The following is a 17125-nucleotide window of genomic DNA, read 5'->3' as shown; positions in this document are numbered from 1 at the left end:
TTGTTTACGGAAGATACCGTACGTCATCGGAGCCGCGGGATAAGCCGGTCAGTCCGGTTCTTGCAAGTTCCAGGATTTCGTAGTCTTCCAGCAGATTGATCAGCGCGTCAAGCTTTGACTGGTCGCCGGTCAGCATGACAGTCAGGGAATCCTTGCCAACATCCACGATGGTTGCACGGAAAATGTCGGAAATGGCACTGACTGCCTGACGCTCATTCGCGTTGGCCCGTACCTTTACCATGATCAGCTCCCGGTAAACGGAGTGGCTCGGTTTTAATTCCTTGATGTCGCGGACATCCTCCAGTTTTCGAAGCTGCTTTTCGATCTGCTCTAAAATGTTCTGATCTCCAAAAGCAACTACGGTCATTCTGGAATACCGCTCATCTGCAGTGACACCAACGGTCAGACTCTCGATGTTGTAGCCACGGCGGCTGAATAAGCCGGCAACACGGCTCAGTACACCTGATGTGTTGTCTACTAACAATGATAACACGATTCTATCCATAAGTGTTCTCCCTTCTGTCACGTTCTCTTTATGATAACAATCCTGATACTATTTGTCAACTATATAAAAGGAATGTGTACTATTCCTTTCGGTTATAATTTATCGCTGTTCCATCCAGAGAACGGTCATATGTCCGTATTCTGCGGACAGTTTTAGAATTTCCGTACCATATCACGGGTGATCTCGGACAGGCTGTGTGCACCGCACATAGCCATGGTATCCTTCAGCTGGCCGCCGATCCGGGTAATGAGCTCTGCCACGCCTTCCTCCGCGCCGCCGTAAACCGCAGTCACGAACGGACGGCAGATCAGTACACCGTCTGCGCCCAATGCCAGAGCCTTAAAGACATCGCTGCCGTTTCGGATACCGCCGTCCACCAGGATCTTCATGGAGCCGCCGCCTACAGCTTCTGCGATCTCAGGCAGCACCTCTGCGGTAGCCGGGCACTGATCCAGGACACGGCCGCCGTGGTTGGATACCACAATGGCTGCTGCCCCGGCCTTCTTCGCCTTTTGCGCACCCTTTACGGTCATCACGCCCTTTACAATAAACGGAACTCCTGCCGCACGGATGATTTCTGCCAGCTCCTCCACGTTTTTGCTGCCTGCAGGCGGGGTCAGGTTCTTTAAAAACGGAAGACCTGCCGCATCAATATCCATAGCCGCCGCAAAGGCTCCAGACTTTCTGACCAGCTTCATTTTCTCTGCTACCGTTTCCGCGTTCCACGGCTTTACCGTCGGTACCCCCAGACCCCGGGCCTTCTCAATAGCTGCCGTAGCAGCCAGCATCACCTGCGGGTTTGTACCGTCGCCGGTGAAGGCCGCAATTCCATTGTCCGCGCAGGCACGTACCAGAATGTCATTGTAGGCCGCGTCATCATACTTGTCCCCGTAATGCAGGTTCACAGCCCCCACCGGACCCGCAAAGAACGGATAGGCAAACTGTTTTCCGAAAAGTTCCAGACTGGTATCCACCGGGCGGTTCTCGCACAGCGTATCCATCTGCACCCGGATCTCGCGCCATTTTTCATAGTTGCGGATGGCAGTATCGCCCTCGCCCTTGGCGCCCGGACCCGGCATGGTATTTTTGCAGGCCCGGCCATTGCAGACCGGGCAGCCCTTACAGTACGGACCAAGACAGGTCCTTGCATTCTTTAAAATCTCTTCCTGTGTCATTCTATACCTCCTAAATATTATCCCAGTGTAACATCCAGGATCATCATAATGAGAAAACCAACCGCAAAGCCCATGGTTCCCATATCGGAATGCCCGCCCTGGGCCGATTCCGGGATCAGTTCCTCCACCACCACATAGATCATGGCCCCGGCCGCAAAGGCCAGCATATACGGCACAATGGGAACCAGAAACTTTGCGCACAGAATCGTGACCAGGGCTCCGACCGGCTCCACCACACCGGACAGCGTTCCCATAACAAAGGCTCTCCGTTTGGACTGTCCTTCACTGTGCAGCGGCAGGGATATGATGGCTCCCTCAGGAAAATTCTGGATCGCAATACCGATGGTCAGGGCAAAGGCCCCAGCTGCGGTGATGGGCGCGCTTCCGGTCAGAAGACCCACGAACACTACGCCCACTGCCATGCCCTCCGGCAGGTTGTGCAGCGTTACCGCAAACACCAGCATCGTCGTTTTCTTTAAATTGCTCTTTGGGCCCTCGGGCGTGTCGCTTCCCATATGAAGATGCGGGATCAGCTTATCTAACACCCAGAGAAACACTATGCCGATGGAAAAGCCGGCTGCGGCAGGCACAAACGCCAGCTTTCCGGCAGGCTCACACATCTCCATGGCCGGGATCAGAAGTGACCACACCGAAGCAGCCACCATAATGCCGGAGGCAAAGCCCAGCAGCAGCTTCTGGATCACCGGTTTGATCTCATTTTTTACAAAAAACACACTTCCCGCTCCGATGGTAGTACCAAGAAACGGGATCAGAATCCCGAAAATAATATGAAACAGCTCCTCTCGCATGAGAGATCACCCTCTTTCCTTAGTAGTATCTTATTCCGCAACAGGCTACATGCGATACTCTGTGGAATCGGATTGCTGTTATTTATGTTATGCCGCAGATATCTGCTTCGGATCTCCCACAACCTTCTTAAATACCAGGAGGAACAGGATGATGGAAAATACCGGACCGGCAAAGTCAGAGACGGTTTCCGCAAAAAACACATTGGTCACGCCGGTCAGGAGCGGGATCAGCACCACCGACAAAAAATAAATGGATTTACGGAACAGCGACAGGGTAATGGCCACCTTCGCAATGCCCATTCCGGTAAATCCGTCCACTATCGTGTACTGTACTGCCAGCGGTATCACGCCCAGCGTGGACATCCGGATAGCCCAGACACTTAAGGCTACATATTCCTCGTTGCGGGTAAAGATCCGCACAAAAATCTCCGGGATACACTGGGCTGCCAGAAACATGACCGTATTGAACAAAAGTGCACATGTGACGATCCACCTCTCGGCCTTCCAGATGCGGTCCGGCCTTTTTGCTCCGTAATTGTAACCCAGGATCGTCTGGGTCCCCGAAGTAATGCCTCCGAGCGGCATCGTGATGATCAGCATAAAGCTCTGGACAATAGCCGCACAGGTCAGAATGGTATCGCCCTGCCCCGGGCCGCCAAGCCTCTGGATCACCATATTCTGGGAAATGATCAGCACATTATCCAGAGCAATGATGACAAAGGGAGAGAAGCCCACCCTGGCTACCTGCAGCATCAGCCTGGGATCATACTCATAAAAGGTAATGCGGATCGGCACCTTCTTTCCAAATAAGAAGCTCAGCACATAAAAGCAGGAACACATCTGCGACAGTACCGTGGCCAGAGCTGCGCCCCGCACATCAAGATGCAGGCCGAAAATAAAAATGGGATCCAGCACGATATTTGCCACTGCCCCGATCATAACGGCCTTCATACCCACCTTTGCAAAGCCCTGGCAGATGATAAACTGGTTCATGCCCGTCGTCATCAGCGCAAAAAAGGTTCCGCACAGATAGATGGTCATATAGGACAGTGCATAGGGAAAGGTCGTCTCTCCGGCACCAAACCACCAGAGCAGCTTTTCCCGCATGCCCAGTACAAAGACCGTGAGGACCAGGGCCATGACCGTCAGCATGAGAAAGCAGTTTGCAAGGATCTGTTCTGCTCCCTTTTCATTCTTCTGTCCCAGGCGAATACTCATAAGCGGCGCACCGCCTACCCCCACCAAAATAGCGAAGGACGAAACCAGGGTTACAATGGGACCGCAGATACCGACACCGGCCAGAGCCACTTCTCCGATCTTTGGGATGTTTCCTATGTACATACGGTCTACAATACTGTAAAATACACTGACGAACTGAGCCAGCATGGATGGCAGTGCCAGACGAAGGACCAGCCCCCGTATGTCATCGGTGTTTAAGTCATTTTCCAGTTTCATAGTACAAACTCTGCATCCTTTCTGTCCGTGCAGACTTTCTTTAATTTCTGGCGGATAGCGAGAGTCACCAGGGTTCCAAGCTTTCTCGCGTGCTTCGGGCAGACTGCAATGCAGCGCATGCAGGTGATGCAGGCACTTTCATCGGTCACCTTCGCATCTGTACGGGAAATAGCCTGGACCGGACACTTGCGGATGCAGGTTCCACAGCCCTCGCAGGCTGAAGAGACACTGATTTTTAATGGCAATGTGCCATATGGGCGGTACGGACGGTTGCCCCGGATAGAAAGCTCCAAAAGCTTTGAGCTTCCGGCTGTGCTCTTCAGCTTTTCTCTGACTGCCTCCGCAAACGCAGTCATCTCTTTTTTATCCTTCTCATCCGGGCGTCCGGCTCCGTATATATGGGCAATGTTATGCTCTGTGACTACGGCTGCCGCTGCCGCCGGGATGAATCCCTGTTCCTTTAAGATGTCCGAAAGCTCCAGCAATGCGTCCTCGTAGGCACGGTTTCCGTAGGTGACGATCAGCACCACCGGCGTGCGCTTGCCGTGAAGCTTTTGCAGGCGCTCTCTTGCCGTCTCCGGCACCCGGCCGCCGTATACCGGCACGCCGACTACCACCAGCTCATGCTCTGTAAATGTATAATCCGGCCTGGAGGACACGGCATCGGTGAGATCCAGCCATTCTGCCTCCCTGTTATCCGCGATCCGCTCCGTGATCCACTCCGTCACCCGCTTTGTACCTCCGGTAGGACTAAAGTAAACTCCGGTAATCTGTGAAATATTCATAATACAACTCCCCAAAAAAATAATTAGTAATGTCCCGCCTCGTGCTCCGCGTTCAGCCAGTCCACCGCCTCCCAGATCCCGTCTGTGGTAAATGGGAAATCTCTGTGGTGCTTCTTCTCATCCGGCGTCACCTCAAAGTTAAAGGGTTCCGGCCAGATGATGGCCCGGAGCACGTTTTCCGTCTTCGCCGGGGTCTCCTCTGTGGCGGGCTCCAGTTCTTTTTCATGTTTGATGAGCACATAGCGCATGCCTTTGAAGCTCCCGGTAAAACGGCTCTTTTTCAGAAACGGGATGGAAATATCCCCATGCAGTTCAATCTTACTGGTTTCTAGCATATCTGTCAAACCTCCTGTTGTTGCATTTCCACTGTAGCAGTTTTCCTACGTTTTGTCGAGAAGAAGTTCCGAAAATTCCTACCCATCTGCAGTATGCCGTGCTATACTAGACAAAGAGCAGAATTTTTCATGACAATCTAATTCAGAAAGGACTCAGCTGTTTTGCATTTTCAGCTGAGAAAGGAAACATTTCATGAGCCGCAGACAAAAACCAGCCATTGATTCCTCTATCCCCCCGGCAGACCTTCCGCTCCGCCCGTCTGTACGTTTCCGCCTAGCCAAGAACGACACCTTTTTCGGTCCCGGTGTTGCAGAATTTCTTATCCTGGTAGACCAGAGTAATTCTATGCAGACCGCCTGTAAGGAAATGGAGATGTCCTACAGCAAGGGCTGGAAAATCATCAAAAAGGCCGAGAACTATCTTGGCTATTCCCTGATCGAATCCAAATCCGGCGGCGCCTCCGGCGGTTTCTCCCATCTGACACCGGAGGCGAAGGAGCTGCTCACCCGGTATCAGGGTATGGAAAAAGAGCTGAAAGCAGCAACTGCCCAGCTCTTTGAAAAATATTTCGGTGATTATTTGGTTAACCCTTAAGAAGCAGGATTGCTTCCGGGGCTACTCTCACGTATTCCGGAATCAGACCGTCTGCACTGTGGGTGTGGATGGTCTTTCCTATTTTCCACCACAGACCGTTCTGCAGGGTAACATACCACTCAAACGGCATCTCGGAAATTTTCGCATGTCCAACCGGAATGTGGTTGATCCCTTCCGGATCTTTTACCGGCTCAAAATCATGGGCACGGATTCCAATGGAAGTTACATCCTCTGTCACGGTTTTCTCCGTGCTCAGTTCCAGATTATCCCAGTCTAATGCGCATACCCGGTGATCGTCTATTTTTTCAATGCGGGAAATGTTTTTGCAGCCGGTCAGCCTTGCGGCCTCAACGCTGCCCGGATCTTGAAAGAGCTCCTTCGTCTTTCCGGCCGCGATCACCTGTCCCCTGCTTAAGAGCAGCAGCGTATCGCAAAGCTGGTAGGCCTCGTCCCGGTCATGGGTGACCATGACGGAAGCTCCCTGGTATTCCGAAAGCACGCTGGCCAATTCCAGACGCAGACGTTCTCTTAAGTGTGTGTCCATAGCGGAAAACGGCTCATCCAAAAGCAGTGCCTCCGGCTCATAAGCCAGGATCCTTGCCAGGGCCACTCTCTGCTGCTGTCCGCCGGAAAGCTGTGCGGGATAGCGTTTTTCCAGTCCGTTTAAACGAAACCGCTCCATCATCTCAGAAACCCGCTTTTTCTGCTGTGCTTCCCCGTAGCGTTTTCCCGCCTTTAATCCGGTAAGGATGTTTTCCTCCACGGTCATATTCGGAAACAGCGCATAGTTCTGGAACAGATAACCGACGCGGCGTTTCTGCGGCTTCAGGTTTACCTTCCGGCTGCTGTTGAAGAGTTCCCGTCCATCCAGGATGATGGAGCCGCTGTCCGGCTCCACAATGCCGGCAATGGATTTTAAGGTCATGCTCTTGCCGCAGCCGGAAGGACCGAGAATGCCAAGACAGCCTGTCCCGGAGCCGGCGGACGCGTCACTGGCACGTCCTCGGCATGCCGAGCAGGTAAACCGAACCTGAAGCTCGAATTCACGCAGCTTTTTCCGGATATCTGCCGATAAAAACTCCTCACTCATGATAATCTCCTTTTCTTCTCGCGCAGTGCTGCCCGGTTCATCAGGATTACGGAAAGAAAGGCAATGACAACGATGATAGCAACATAGCGGTATGCCGCGTCCATATCTCCTGCTGCCACCTCGGAATATACCGCCATCGGCAGGGTTCTGGTCTTTCCTGCGATATTGCCTGCGATCATGGCCGTTGCGCCAAATTCTCCCAGGCCTCTCGCAAAGGCCAGGACACCGCCGCTGACGATACCCGGCATGGCATTGGCGATCAGCACCTTATGAAAGATGCTCCATTCACTCATGCCAAGGGTGCGGGCCGCTGCCATGAGGTTCGGATCCACCTGCTCAAACGCTCCCCTTGCAGAGCGGTACATGAGCGGAAAGGACATCACCACCGCGGCCAGCACCGTGGCCGTCCAGGAAAAAGCGATCTTCACGCCAAAATATTGTAAAAAGAAGATGCCGATGGGCCGTTTCACCCCAAACAGATATAAGAGAAAAAAGCCCGCCACCGTAGGCGGAAGCACCAGCGGCAGCGTCAGCACGCCGTCCAGGAGAATCTTCATCCGCTCGTTTTTCATGCTGACCACCCACCAGGCTGCCAGGATCCCGAGAAAGAAGGTAAGCACGATGGAGACACTGGCTGTCTTCATGGAAATCAGAATTGGGGACCAGTCCATCTTGTTGCTCCTTTCTTTTTACTCGGCTGCTACAAAGCCGTAAGACTCAAATACCGCGATTGCTTCCGGAGTCTGTAAGAAGTCAACGAATGCCTTTGCAGCATCCTCGTGAGCAGTCGCCTTTACCACGGCTACCGGATAGATGACTTTCTTTTCCAGGCTTTCCTCCGGTGCCTCTGCAACAACAGTAACCTGATCAGCCTTGCTTGCTGCATCGGTTGCGTAAACGATACCTGCGTCAGCACTTGCTGCTGCAACCTGGTTTAATACCTCCGTTACGTTGGTACCAAAGCTTACCTTATCCTGAATGCTGTCCCATACGTTTAAATTAGTCAAAGCTTCTTTTGCGTACTGGCCGGCCGGAACACTCTCCGGATCACCCAGTGCGATCGATGCTGCATCACCGATCTTCTCGAAGGAATCAATTTTGCTGTCGCTGCCGGTCGGAACGATCAGAACGATCTTGTTCTCTAACAGGTTTACAATGGTATCGGAAGCAATCATGCCTTCATCATCCAGAGCCTTCATCTGCTTGGTCGCTGCAGACATAAATACGTCTGCCTCCAGGCCTTCCTCGATCTGGGTCTGCAGCTTTCCTGAGCTGTCGTAGGTTCCCTCAACGGTTACGCCCGGATACTGCTCCTCGAACATCGGGATCAGTTCATCCTCATATGCGTTCTTTAAGCTTGCTGCCGCCGCAACCAGAATACTCTGCTCGCCAAGGTCTGCCTTTGCCTCTGCTTTGCTCTCTGCCTCTGTCTCTGCTGCAGTGGTTTCCGCTGCGATTGTCTCAGTCTCGGTTGCTGCTGCGGTGGTCTCCTGCGGTTTGGAGGAGCATCCTGCCATCATACCTGCAACCATCATAGCTGCCATTACAACTGCGAACGGTTTCTTCATCTTTTCTCTCCCTTTTGTTTTCTATTTTCTCGCGCACTCAGACGCGGTGCCACGCAAAATCTTTAACCCATGATCCAGCGCTCCCAGAATAAAGCCAAGGCTCTCCTTCACGGCCTTCGGACTTCCCGGAAGATTCACGATCAGGGTCTTTTTGCGGATCACAGACGCGCCGCGGCTTAACATGGCCCGGTCTGTGATCTGCATGGACTTCATGCGGATGTACTCGGCAATGCCAGGCGCATTCCGGTCTGCCACTGCCAGCGTTGCCTCCGGTGTCTGATCCCGCATGGAAAATCCGGTACCGCCACTGGTGACAACCAGATCTACCTGCCGGCTGTCGGCCAGACGGATCAGGTGATGCTTTAACACCGCCGGCTCATCCGGGATCACAAAGCGTTCCAGCACATCATATCCTGCTTCTTTTAACAGCTCCTCGGCTGCTGGACCGCTTGCGTCCTCCCGCTCCCCTCTGGAGCCTTTATCGCTTAAAACAATGACTGCCGCCGTAAACGGACGGTTCTCATCCGGTGCTTCCACACGCATCACATCGCCCGGACGGATGATACCTTCCTTTATAACCTCGGCAAACACACCTTCCCGCGGCATGATACACTCCCCAACACGATGATAAATTGCGCAGTGACTGTGGCATTCCTTGCCGATCTGGGTCATGCGAAGCTCCACGGTCCCAGCATACAGTCTGGTTCCCACCGGCAACGCCCGGAAATCGATTCCGTCTACGACCAGATTTTCACCAAAGGCACCGTCGCCCACGTTTGCTCCGCGCTTATTAAACTCCTCAACCTTATTATAGGAAAGAAGACTCACCTGCCGGTGCCACGTTCCCGCGTGAGCATCACCCTCAATTCCGAAGTCCGGAATAAAATGTCCTTCCGGGATGGTATGTTTTTCCGTTCCCCGGGCCGGACTGATGCAGATAGCCTTCACTACGCCTGTTTCATTAAAATCCATGTTTCTCACCCTCCAATTGCACTCATGCCATGCGCTTCTGTAATCTGATCCGGCTGCTCAAAGCAGTGCTCTGCCGGTTTGCCGTATATGGTGCGGGCCATGGCATCGAGAAGATTCTGATTTTTGCTGACCGCTTCCTGCCGCACGCATTCACCACGCAGAATTTCTCTCAAGTCTGTTCCATCCTCATAGCAAAGACAGGTCTTCAAAAATCCTGTTGAAGTCAGTCGTACCCGGTTGCAGGAGCTGCAGAACTTTCCGTGCATGGCACTGATGAGTCCGATGCTTCCCTGATATCCCGGAATCCTGTAATACACCGCCGGACCGGCCCCGTGTACGCTGCCATCGGCCTGAAGCTGAGGAAATTCACTGCGTATCTCTTCCAAAAGCTCCTCGTTGCTGCGTCCCTCCGAGTGCCGCCCTTCTCCAATGGGCATCAGCTCAATAAACCGGACATCCACAGGCTTATCCTTTGCCAGCATGATCAGACGTTTCCAGTCGGTATCCGGCATGGAAACTGCGTTAACCTTTACTTTCAAGCCTGCCGCAAGAGCCGCGTCAATGGCCAGCAGGACCTCCGGCAGAAGATCCTGACCGGTGATGGCCGCAAACCTTCCGGGATCCAGCGTATCCAGGCTGATATTGATCTCATCCAGTCCTGCCTCTACCAGTTCCGGGAGAATGGCTCTCACCAGCGTTCCGTTGGTCGTCATGGCGATTTTTTCAATGCCCGGAATCTCTTTTAACATGTGGATCAGCTCCGGACAGCCTTTTCTGGCAAGCGGTTCTCCGCCGGTCAGCCGGATCTTGGTGATACCGAGCCTGGCCCCGCACGCCGCGATCTGCCGGATCTCCTCAAAGCTCAATATATCCTTATGCTCCACGCACTCAATGCCGTTTGGCATACAGTATTTGCAGCGCAGGTTGCAGCGGTCCGTCACGGACACACGCAGATACTTAATTTCTCTTCCCTGGGCATCCTTCACACCTGCTCACCGCCCTGCTCACGCGGATTCACAAAATGTCCGCTCTTTCCTCCGGTTTTCTCTGCCAGATGAATGTCGCCGATTTCCATAGCCTTATCTACCGCCTTACACATATCGTAGATGGTCAGAAGCGTCACAGACACGCCGGTCAGCGCTTCCATCTCCACTCCGGTCTTTCCGGTGGTCTTGGCCGTGCAGACTGCCTCGATCTCACAGTTTTCCGGATGCAGGTTAAAATCCACGTTCAGCTTGGTCAGATTTAAGATGTGGCACAGCGGAATCAGCTCTGAAGTACGCTTGGCTCCCATGATCCCAGCGATCCGGGCCACACCAAGCACATCCCCCTTGGCCATAGTACCTTCTTTGATCTTTCCAAAGCATTCCTCGCTCACGCGGATACGGCCCTTTGCTACCGCCTCACGTACCGTTTCGCCCTTGGCAGTCACATCGACCATGCGGGCATTGCCCTGTTCGTCAAAATGGGTAAATTCCATATCAGTACCCCTTTCCAAATCCGCAGTTCGGGAAGGTGCAGACCGGGCAGTTTAAGCACAGGCCGCCCATGCCGAGGGCTGCCAGCTCGTCCGGTGTCACCTCATCGTCTGCCATGACACGTGGAAGTACCAGATCAAAAATGGTGCGCTTTGCATACATCACACAGCCCGGAAGTCCCATGATGACGGTTCTCCGGTTCCTTCCATGTTCTATGCGGTCGTAATAAGCCAGCAGAAACATGGCGCCCGGAAGCACCGGGGCACCGTAGGAAACAATGCGTGCTCCGGTATTTTTGATGGCCAGCGGAGTCTTGTCATCCGGATCTACACTCATGCCTCCGGTGCAGATGACAACATCTGCTCCCTTTCCGATCATATCCAGAATGCTGGCCGTTACCTTTTTGTCATCATCATCCCAGGTGACATGGTCAATGACCTCTGTGTCAAACTCAGACAGCTTGTCCACAATGACCGGGGTGAAGGTATCTTTGATACGTCCGTGGAACACTTCATTTCCGGTTGTCACAATACCGACCTGCTTACGCTGAAACGGCTTTAATTCCAGAATTGGCTTTCCGCCGGTCAGCTCCATGGTCCGCTCCCTCACCGCTTTCATCTTCTCTTCCTCAATGACCAGAGGGATAATGCGGGTGCCTGCCAGCTTGTCTCCCTTTTTTACGGCAAAATTGCCGTGGCGGGTGGCGATCATCATCTGGTCGAAGGAATTGACCTCCTTTAGTGCCTTTGCGTCAATCTTTAACAGGCCATCGCAGGCCGCGGTCAGCTCGATCTTACCTTCCTTCGGCAAAGAACGGTCCATGTGCTCACCCCTGCAGATCTCGCAGAGCACTTCGGCTGCCTCATCCTCATGCATCATGCCCTCTTCCTTCTCCCAGACATAGAGGGTATCCTTTCCAACGCTTAAAAGCACCGGAATATCTTCCTTTGTAACAATGTGACCCTTGCGGAACACTGCGTCTTTGGTGACTCCGCGAATGATCTGTGTAATGTCGTGACAGAGGACTGCGCCCTCCGCATCGACGGTTTTGATCAGTTTCATGTGTGCTGCCTCCCAATCTTCCTGTGAATCTTCGTTATCATTCCGTTTTTTGTTTCATTCATCCGTTTTGTTCGTTATTTTTTTGTGAAAATAACGGTGGACTTTTAAAACCGGCCTGCCTTCCGGCAAACCGGCTTTTCAGATGATTCTATTGTAATCTGTTTTTCCGGGAAATGCAATCCCCTAATCTGTTTTATTGACAGTTTCCCTAACTTTTTTTCATGCGTTTCGTTACTTATCAGAATGCACACTCAGCCCCGTTCAATCAGCACCTGCATCACGCCGCCGCAGACCATGCCCTCTTCCTCTGCCACTCTTCCGGTCATATCCACATGACGGATCTGATATCCGCCATCACGGATCACTTCCCGAGCATGCTGCATGAGGTTTGCCTCTGCGCACCCCCCTCCGATGGTTCCCTGGATCAGCCCGGTCTCGTAGACGATCATCTTGGCTCCGGCCTTTCTCGGTGTGGAACCTTTTGTGCTCAGAATGGTAATAACCGCCTTTTTCTGATCCGCAAATTTTTCTTCCGGCTCTGCCAGATTGTGAATGACTTCCATGTCGATGTCGGACTGGGAAACTCTTCTGGCCTCATCTTCCGGTTTGCGTTTCACCTGAATTGCTTCTGCAAGGATTGCGACCGCAATCTCCTCCGGGGTTATTGCTCCGATATCAAGTCCCACCGGGGTGTGGATCCAGTCAAGCCACTTACGGCTGATGCCTTCCTCCTCCAGTGTATCCTTCAGTTCTCGGACGCGCTTTCTGGAACCGATCATGCCGAGATATGCCGTCTCCCCCTGCTTTGCCAGGGCCCGCAGACAGACACCATCGTGACGATGGCCCCTGGTTAAGAGCACCACAAAATCAGAGGAATTGACATGCAGCTTTTCGATTGCAGAATCAAAATCCATGCAGAGCACTTCTTTCGCCGTCGGGAAACGAAGCTTGTTTGCAAAGGATGGCCGGTCATCAGTCACCGTTACCGCAAAACCGGTGCGGGCCGCAAACTCTGCCAGTGCCAGTGAAACATGACCACCGCCGAAGATCAGCATGCGGTTTTCCTTACAGAACGGCTCCGCGATCCACTTTTCTGTTTTCTGCTTATCGTCAAACCCCGTAATGCATACCTTCTTCTCAAAAGCAGCCTGCTGTGCCAGAGCTTCCACTGACTCGGTTTCCGTTCCCGGCTCATAAATATGCTTTTCTAAGGTTCCGTCTTTCTTTAGCTTTGTCAGCAGCAGCTTCTGATTTTCTGACTGAAGACCGTTAAGAAGTGCCCCATATACATTCTCAATCCCCATCATTCACGCTCTCCTTTTTCAAAAATTTCCTGTTAATAAATTATATTAACAATATTTCACTCTTTTGTAAACGTCATGTGGCTGAAATCATATTACATTCCACAGGACGCAATTTCCCCATCAAAACGTAATGAAGAAAAGTCTGAGATATGATATGATAATGTCATATTTCAGTCAATCGTACTCTCAGGAGGACTTTTTATAATGAACAGACAAGATTTTGAACAGCAATTTACATCCATCAGCGACCAGATCTGGGAATTTGCAGAGCCCCGTTACCAGGAGTTTCATTCCAGCGCCCTGCAGGCTGATTTTCTGGAACAAGAAGGTTTTACCGTAACACGGAATCTCGGCGGCATTGCCACCGCCTTTTCTGCAAGCTTTGGCTCCGGTCACCCGGTCATCGGACTTTTAGGGGAATATGACGCGCTGCCCTGCATGAACCAGATCGCAGATTCTCCCGAAAAACAGACAGACCTTCCCGGTGCGGCAGGACATGGCTGCGGACACAACCTTCTTGGAACCGGCGCCATGGAAGCGGCCTGCCTCATTCGCGACTGGCTCTTGCAGACCCATTCGGAGGGAACCGTGATCTACTTTGGCTGTCCGGCTGAGGAGGGCGGCGCCGGAAAAGCTTTCCTGACCCGCTCCGGCTGCTTTGACAATCTGGACTTTGCTCTGGCCTGGCATCCGGGGTCCAAAACCGGCCTGATCAAAAAGGCGCTCGCCAATATCCGCGTGATCTTTGACTTTACCGGAAAAAGCGCCCATGCTGCCGCCCACCCGGAGCTTGGACGTTCTGCATTAGATGCCTGTGAACTTATGAATGTGGGCGTCAACTACCTGCGGGAGCATGTCAAAAGTGATGCCCGCATGCACTACGCTTATCTGAATGATGGCGGCGATGCGCCGAACATTGTTCCGGCTGCCGCCACCCTGCTCTACGCCCTGCGCGCACCGGAAAGCACTTATGTAGCCGAACTTTACGACCGGGTCTCTGATGTGGCAAAGGGCGCTGCACTCATGACGGGAACCAGGGTTTCCTGCCGGACCGTCAGCGCCTATGCAGAGCTGTTGTCGGTTCCGGCTATGGAGGCGCTTATGATGGAGGCCATGCAAGAGGCAGAGAAGCCGGAATATGCAGATGATGATTACGAGTATGCGGCAAGGTTTGCTGCGGATCAGGCTTCCCCTTCCATTGACACCGCCATTCTTCCTGCTGACCAAAGCATCAACCTCGGCAGTACGGATGTAGGCGATGTAAGCTGGCAGGTTCCGACCGGACTCATCGGCGTAACAACCGAAGCGGCCGGCTGTGCCCTTCATACCTGGCAGATCGTAGCCCAGGGAAAAAGCCCGCTGGCCCACAAGGGCATGCACTACGCGGCGCGGATCCTGTTTGTGGCTGCGAAGAAGCTGTATGAAAGCCCGGAACGCTGTGCGCTGATCCAGGACGATTATCAGCATGTAATCGGACATCGAACATATCAGTCCATGCTGCCCGACTCTATAAAGCCTGGAGATTTTTAGTTGCACAACCATGCCTGACTTTGTTATAATATAAACGAATTTTTGATTTATGATACTTCAGGAAGGGAGTTTTACTATTATGGATCTGACGAAAGCTGTGAAAGAAAAATATAAAAAGCCACTGGCTTCCTGCACCAACGAGGAAATCTATATCTGCCTGTTAGAGCAGGTGAAAAAGCTGGCAAAGGAGAAGGAAGCTGCTTCCAAAATAACTGCTGCCACCAGCAAGCGCAAGCTCTACTACATCTCCGCTGAGTTTCTGATCGGCAAGCTGCTCTCCAACAATCTCATCAACTTAGGTCTTTATGATGAAGTTAAAAAAGAGCTGGCCGCTGCCGGCAAGAGCCTTGCCGAAATCGAGGAGCTGGAACCGGAGCCATCCCTCGGCAACGGCGGTCTGGGACGTCTGGCTGCCTGCTTTGTGGATTCCATTGCTACTCTTGGATTAAACGGAGACGGTGTTGGCTTAAACTACCACTATGGCCTGTTCAGACAGGTCTTTGACAAGAAGCATCTGCAGCAGGAGACCCCGAACCCGTGGATGGAAAACGAGAGCTGGCTTACCAAAACCGAAACCAGCTATCAGGTTCCGTTCGGCGGCTTCACGGTTACTTCCCGTCTCTATGACCTGGATGTGACCGGTTATAACAACCACTCTACCCGCCTGCGCCTCTTCGATCTGGAAACTGTGGATGAGAGCATCGTAAAGGATGGTATTGATTTCGACAAAACCGAAATCGAGAAAAACCTGACGCTCTTCCTCTATCCGGATGATTCCGATGACAAGGGCCGCCTGCTGCGCGTGTACCAGCAGTATTTCATGGTCAGCAATGCCGCACAGCTCATTCTTGACGAGTGCATCGCCCGCGGTTCCAATCTCCATGACCTGGCTGACTATGCTGCCGTTCAGATCAACGACACCCATCCGTCCATGGTCATTCCAGAGCTAATCCGCCTGTTAGGCCAGCACGGCATTATCATGGATGAAGCCATCTCCATTGTTTCAAAAGTATGCGCCTACACCAACCACACCATTCTGGCTGAGGCACTGGAAAAATGGCCGATTGCCTTCCTGGAAAAAGCGGTTCCGCAGTTAATGCCGATCATCCGCGAGCTGGACAACCGCATCCGCGCCACTGTAAAAGACGAGACCACCTACATCATCCAGAACGGTCTGGTTCATATGGCCCATATGGACATCCACTACGGCTACAGCGTCAACGGCGTGGCTTACCTGCACACCGAGATTTTAAAGAACACCGAGCTCAACAACTTCTACAAACTGTACCCGGAGCGCTTCAACAACAAGACCAACGGCATCACATTCCGCCGCTGGCTCATGGAATGCAACCCAGAGCTTTCCGCCCTCATCACCTCCCTCATCGGAAATGGGTGGAAGAAAGATGCCATGGAACTGGAAAAACTGGGACAGTTCGTGTCTGACCCGTCCGTACTTACAAAGCTTCTGGATGTGAAAGCAGAAAAGAAGGCTCAGCTTGTTTCCTATCTGAAGAACACCCAAGGACTGGAACTGAACCCGGATTCCATTTTTGACATTCAGGTAAAACGTCTGCATGAATACAAACGCCAGCAGATGAATGCCCTCTATGTCATCCATAAGTATCTGGAGATCAAGGCAGGCAAGCTTCCGAAAAAGCCGGTTACCGTGCTGTTCGGCGCAAAAGCTGCCCCGGCTTACGTAATTGCGAAAGATATTATCCACTTAATTTTATGTTTGCAGGAACTTATCAACAAAGACCCGAAGGTAAGTCCACACCTGAAAGTTTTCATGGTGGAAAACTACAATGTGACCCTGGCTGAAAAGCTGATTCCGGCCTGCGATATCTCCGAGCAGATCTCCCTGGCTTCCAAGGAAGCATCCGGAACCGGCAACATGAAGTTCATGTTAAACGGCGCCCTGACCCTGGGAACCATGGACGGCGCCAATGTGGAGATTGCCGAGCTGGTGGGCAAGGACAACATCTTCACCTTCGGCGAATCATCCGAGACCGTCATTGCCCGCTATGAGCGCGGTGACTACAAGTCCAAAGACTGGTACGCTAAGGATAAAGACTTAAAGGCTGCTGTAGATTTCATTATCGGAAAAGAAATGATGAAGATCGGCCAGAAAGAAAATCTGGACCGTCTCTACAAAGAACTGTTAAACAAAGACTGGTTCATGACCTTCCCGGACTTTGAAGATTACGTCAAGACCCGCGAAAAGGCTTATGAAGCCTACACTGACCGCACCGAGTGGGCTAAGAAAATGCTCATCAACATCAGCAAAGCCGGATTCTTCTCCTCCGACCGCACCATTGCGCAGTATAATGAGGAAATCTGGAAGCTGTCATAAAAATATACTTTTAAAAGCCAAAATGAGGAGCCGCTGCTGTGGCTCCTCATTTGAGACCGTTTCAAGTTTTGTGTAAACGTTAAAAACTGATATAAGATTTGTGAATAGT

The 17125-nt window shown here is 52.3% G+C and carries 17 protein-coding genes; 3 read left to right on the top strand and 14 right to left on the bottom strand.

Going from position 1 to position 17125, the window contains the following annotated elements:
• Positions 1-4: 4 nt before the first annotated feature.
• From ilvN to DW819_RS09955, 6 genes are all read right to left on the bottom strand, one after another.
• Positions 5-505: an acetolactate synthase small subunit gene (ilvN, locus tag DW819_RS09980; RefSeq protein WP_118733156.1), complete on the bottom strand. Its 501-nt coding sequence runs from the start codon at positions 503-505 to the stop codon at positions 5-7.
• A 152-nt stretch (positions 506-657) separates the two neighbouring features.
• Positions 658-1680 carry an alpha-hydroxy-acid oxidizing protein gene (locus DW819_RS09975; RefSeq protein ID WP_118733155.1) on the bottom strand — a complete coding sequence of 341 codons (1023 nt, stop codon included), beginning with the start codon at positions 1678-1680 and terminating at the stop codon, positions 658-660.
• A 17-nt stretch (positions 1681-1697) separates the two neighbouring features.
• Positions 1698-2489, bottom strand: a complete 792-nt coding sequence (locus DW819_RS09970) for a ZIP family metal transporter (RefSeq protein ID WP_118733154.1) — start codon at positions 2487-2489, stop codon at positions 1698-1700.
• An 87-nt stretch (positions 2490-2576) separates the two neighbouring features.
• Complete coding sequence (locus DW819_RS09965; protein ID WP_118733153.1) at positions 2577-3944, bottom strand: MATE family efflux transporter; 1368 nt, start codon at positions 3942-3944, stop codon at positions 2577-2579.
• Positions 3941-4729: an EFR1 family ferrodoxin gene (locus DW819_RS09960; RefSeq protein WP_118733152.1), complete on the bottom strand. Its 789-nt coding sequence runs from the start codon at positions 4727-4729 to the stop codon at positions 3941-3943. Before DW819_RS09960 ends, DW819_RS09965 begins: the two co-directional genes overlap by 4 nt.
• A 23-nt stretch (positions 4730-4752) precedes the next feature.
• Positions 4753-5064, bottom strand: coding sequence for a GNAT family acetyltransferase (locus DW819_RS09955; RefSeq protein ID WP_118733151.1), 312 nt, complete (start codon positions 5062-5064; stop codon positions 4753-4755).
• Positions 5065-5257: 193 nt separating this feature from the next.
• On the opposite strand from DW819_RS09955, the gene DW819_RS09950 reads away from it, so the two are divergent.
• On the top strand, positions 5258-5659 hold the full coding sequence (locus DW819_RS09950) for a LysR family transcriptional regulator (protein WP_118733150.1): 402 nt from the start codon (positions 5258-5260) through the stop codon (positions 5657-5659).
• Here the strand turns inward: DW819_RS09950 and DW819_RS09945 are convergent.
• The 8 genes from DW819_RS09945 to DW819_RS09910 form a co-directional block, all read right to left on the bottom strand.
• Positions 5649-6749: a sulfate/molybdate ABC transporter ATP-binding protein gene (locus tag DW819_RS09945; RefSeq protein ID WP_118733149.1), complete on the bottom strand. Its 1101-nt coding sequence runs from the start codon at positions 6747-6749 to the stop codon at positions 5649-5651. The two genes, DW819_RS09950 and DW819_RS09945, sit on opposite strands and share 11 nt — an antisense overlap.
• Entirely contained in the window at positions 6746-7420 is a 675-nt protein-coding gene (gene modB / locus DW819_RS09940; RefSeq protein ID WP_118733148.1) for a molybdate ABC transporter permease subunit, read from the bottom strand. Before modB ends, DW819_RS09945 begins: the two co-directional genes overlap by 4 nt.
• Before the next feature lie 18 nt (positions 7421-7438).
• Positions 7439-8317 (bottom strand): molybdate ABC transporter substrate-binding protein, encoded by an 879-nt coding sequence (modA, locus tag DW819_RS09935; protein ID WP_118733147.1) that lies wholly within the window; start codon positions 8315-8317, stop codon positions 7439-7441.
• A 21-nt stretch (positions 8318-8338) separates the two neighbouring features.
• A complete protein-coding gene (locus tag DW819_RS09930) occupies positions 8339-9289 on the bottom strand; it encodes an MOSC domain-containing protein (protein WP_118733146.1) in 951 nt (316 codons plus the stop codon).
• 5 nt (positions 9290-9294) lie between these two features.
• Complete coding sequence (gene moaA, locus DW819_RS09925; protein WP_118733145.1) at positions 9295-10275, bottom strand: GTP 3',8-cyclase MoaA; 981 nt, start codon at positions 10273-10275, stop codon at positions 9295-9297.
• Positions 10272-10769, bottom strand: a complete 498-nt coding sequence (moaC, locus tag DW819_RS09920) for a cyclic pyranopterin monophosphate synthase MoaC (protein ID WP_118733144.1) — start codon at positions 10767-10769, stop codon at positions 10272-10274. The genes moaA and moaC overlap by 4 nt, the downstream gene beginning before the upstream one ends.
• 1 nt (position 10770) lies before the next feature.
• On the bottom strand, positions 10771-11829 hold the full coding sequence (locus DW819_RS09915) for a molybdopterin-binding protein (RefSeq protein WP_118733143.1): 1059 nt from the start codon (positions 11827-11829) through the stop codon (positions 10771-10773).
• Between the two features lie 251 nt (positions 11830-12080).
• A complete protein-coding gene (locus DW819_RS09910; RefSeq protein WP_118733142.1) occupies positions 12081-13136 on the bottom strand; it encodes an XdhC/CoxI family protein in 1056 nt (351 codons plus the stop codon).
• Between the two features lie 201 nt (positions 13137-13337).
• Between DW819_RS09910 and DW819_RS09905 the strand changes: the two genes are divergently transcribed.
• A complete protein-coding gene (locus tag DW819_RS09905) occupies positions 13338-14663 on the top strand; it encodes an amidohydrolase (RefSeq protein WP_118733141.1) in 1326 nt (441 codons plus the stop codon).
• Positions 14664-14742: 79 nt separating this feature from the next.
• Positions 14743-17016 carry a glycogen/starch/alpha-glucan phosphorylase gene (locus tag DW819_RS09900; RefSeq protein ID WP_118733140.1) on the top strand — a complete coding sequence of 758 codons (2274 nt, stop codon included), beginning with the start codon at positions 14743-14745 and terminating at the stop codon, positions 17014-17016.
• The last annotated feature ends 109 nt before the right edge of the window (positions 17017-17125 follow it).

Origin of the sequence: Clostridium sp. AM33-3, from assembly GCF_003480315.1 — a bacterium.
GTDB lineage: Bacteria > Bacillota > Clostridia > Lachnospirales > Lachnospiraceae > Brotaphodocola.
This window is presented reverse-complemented; position numbering and strand designations above follow the sequence as displayed.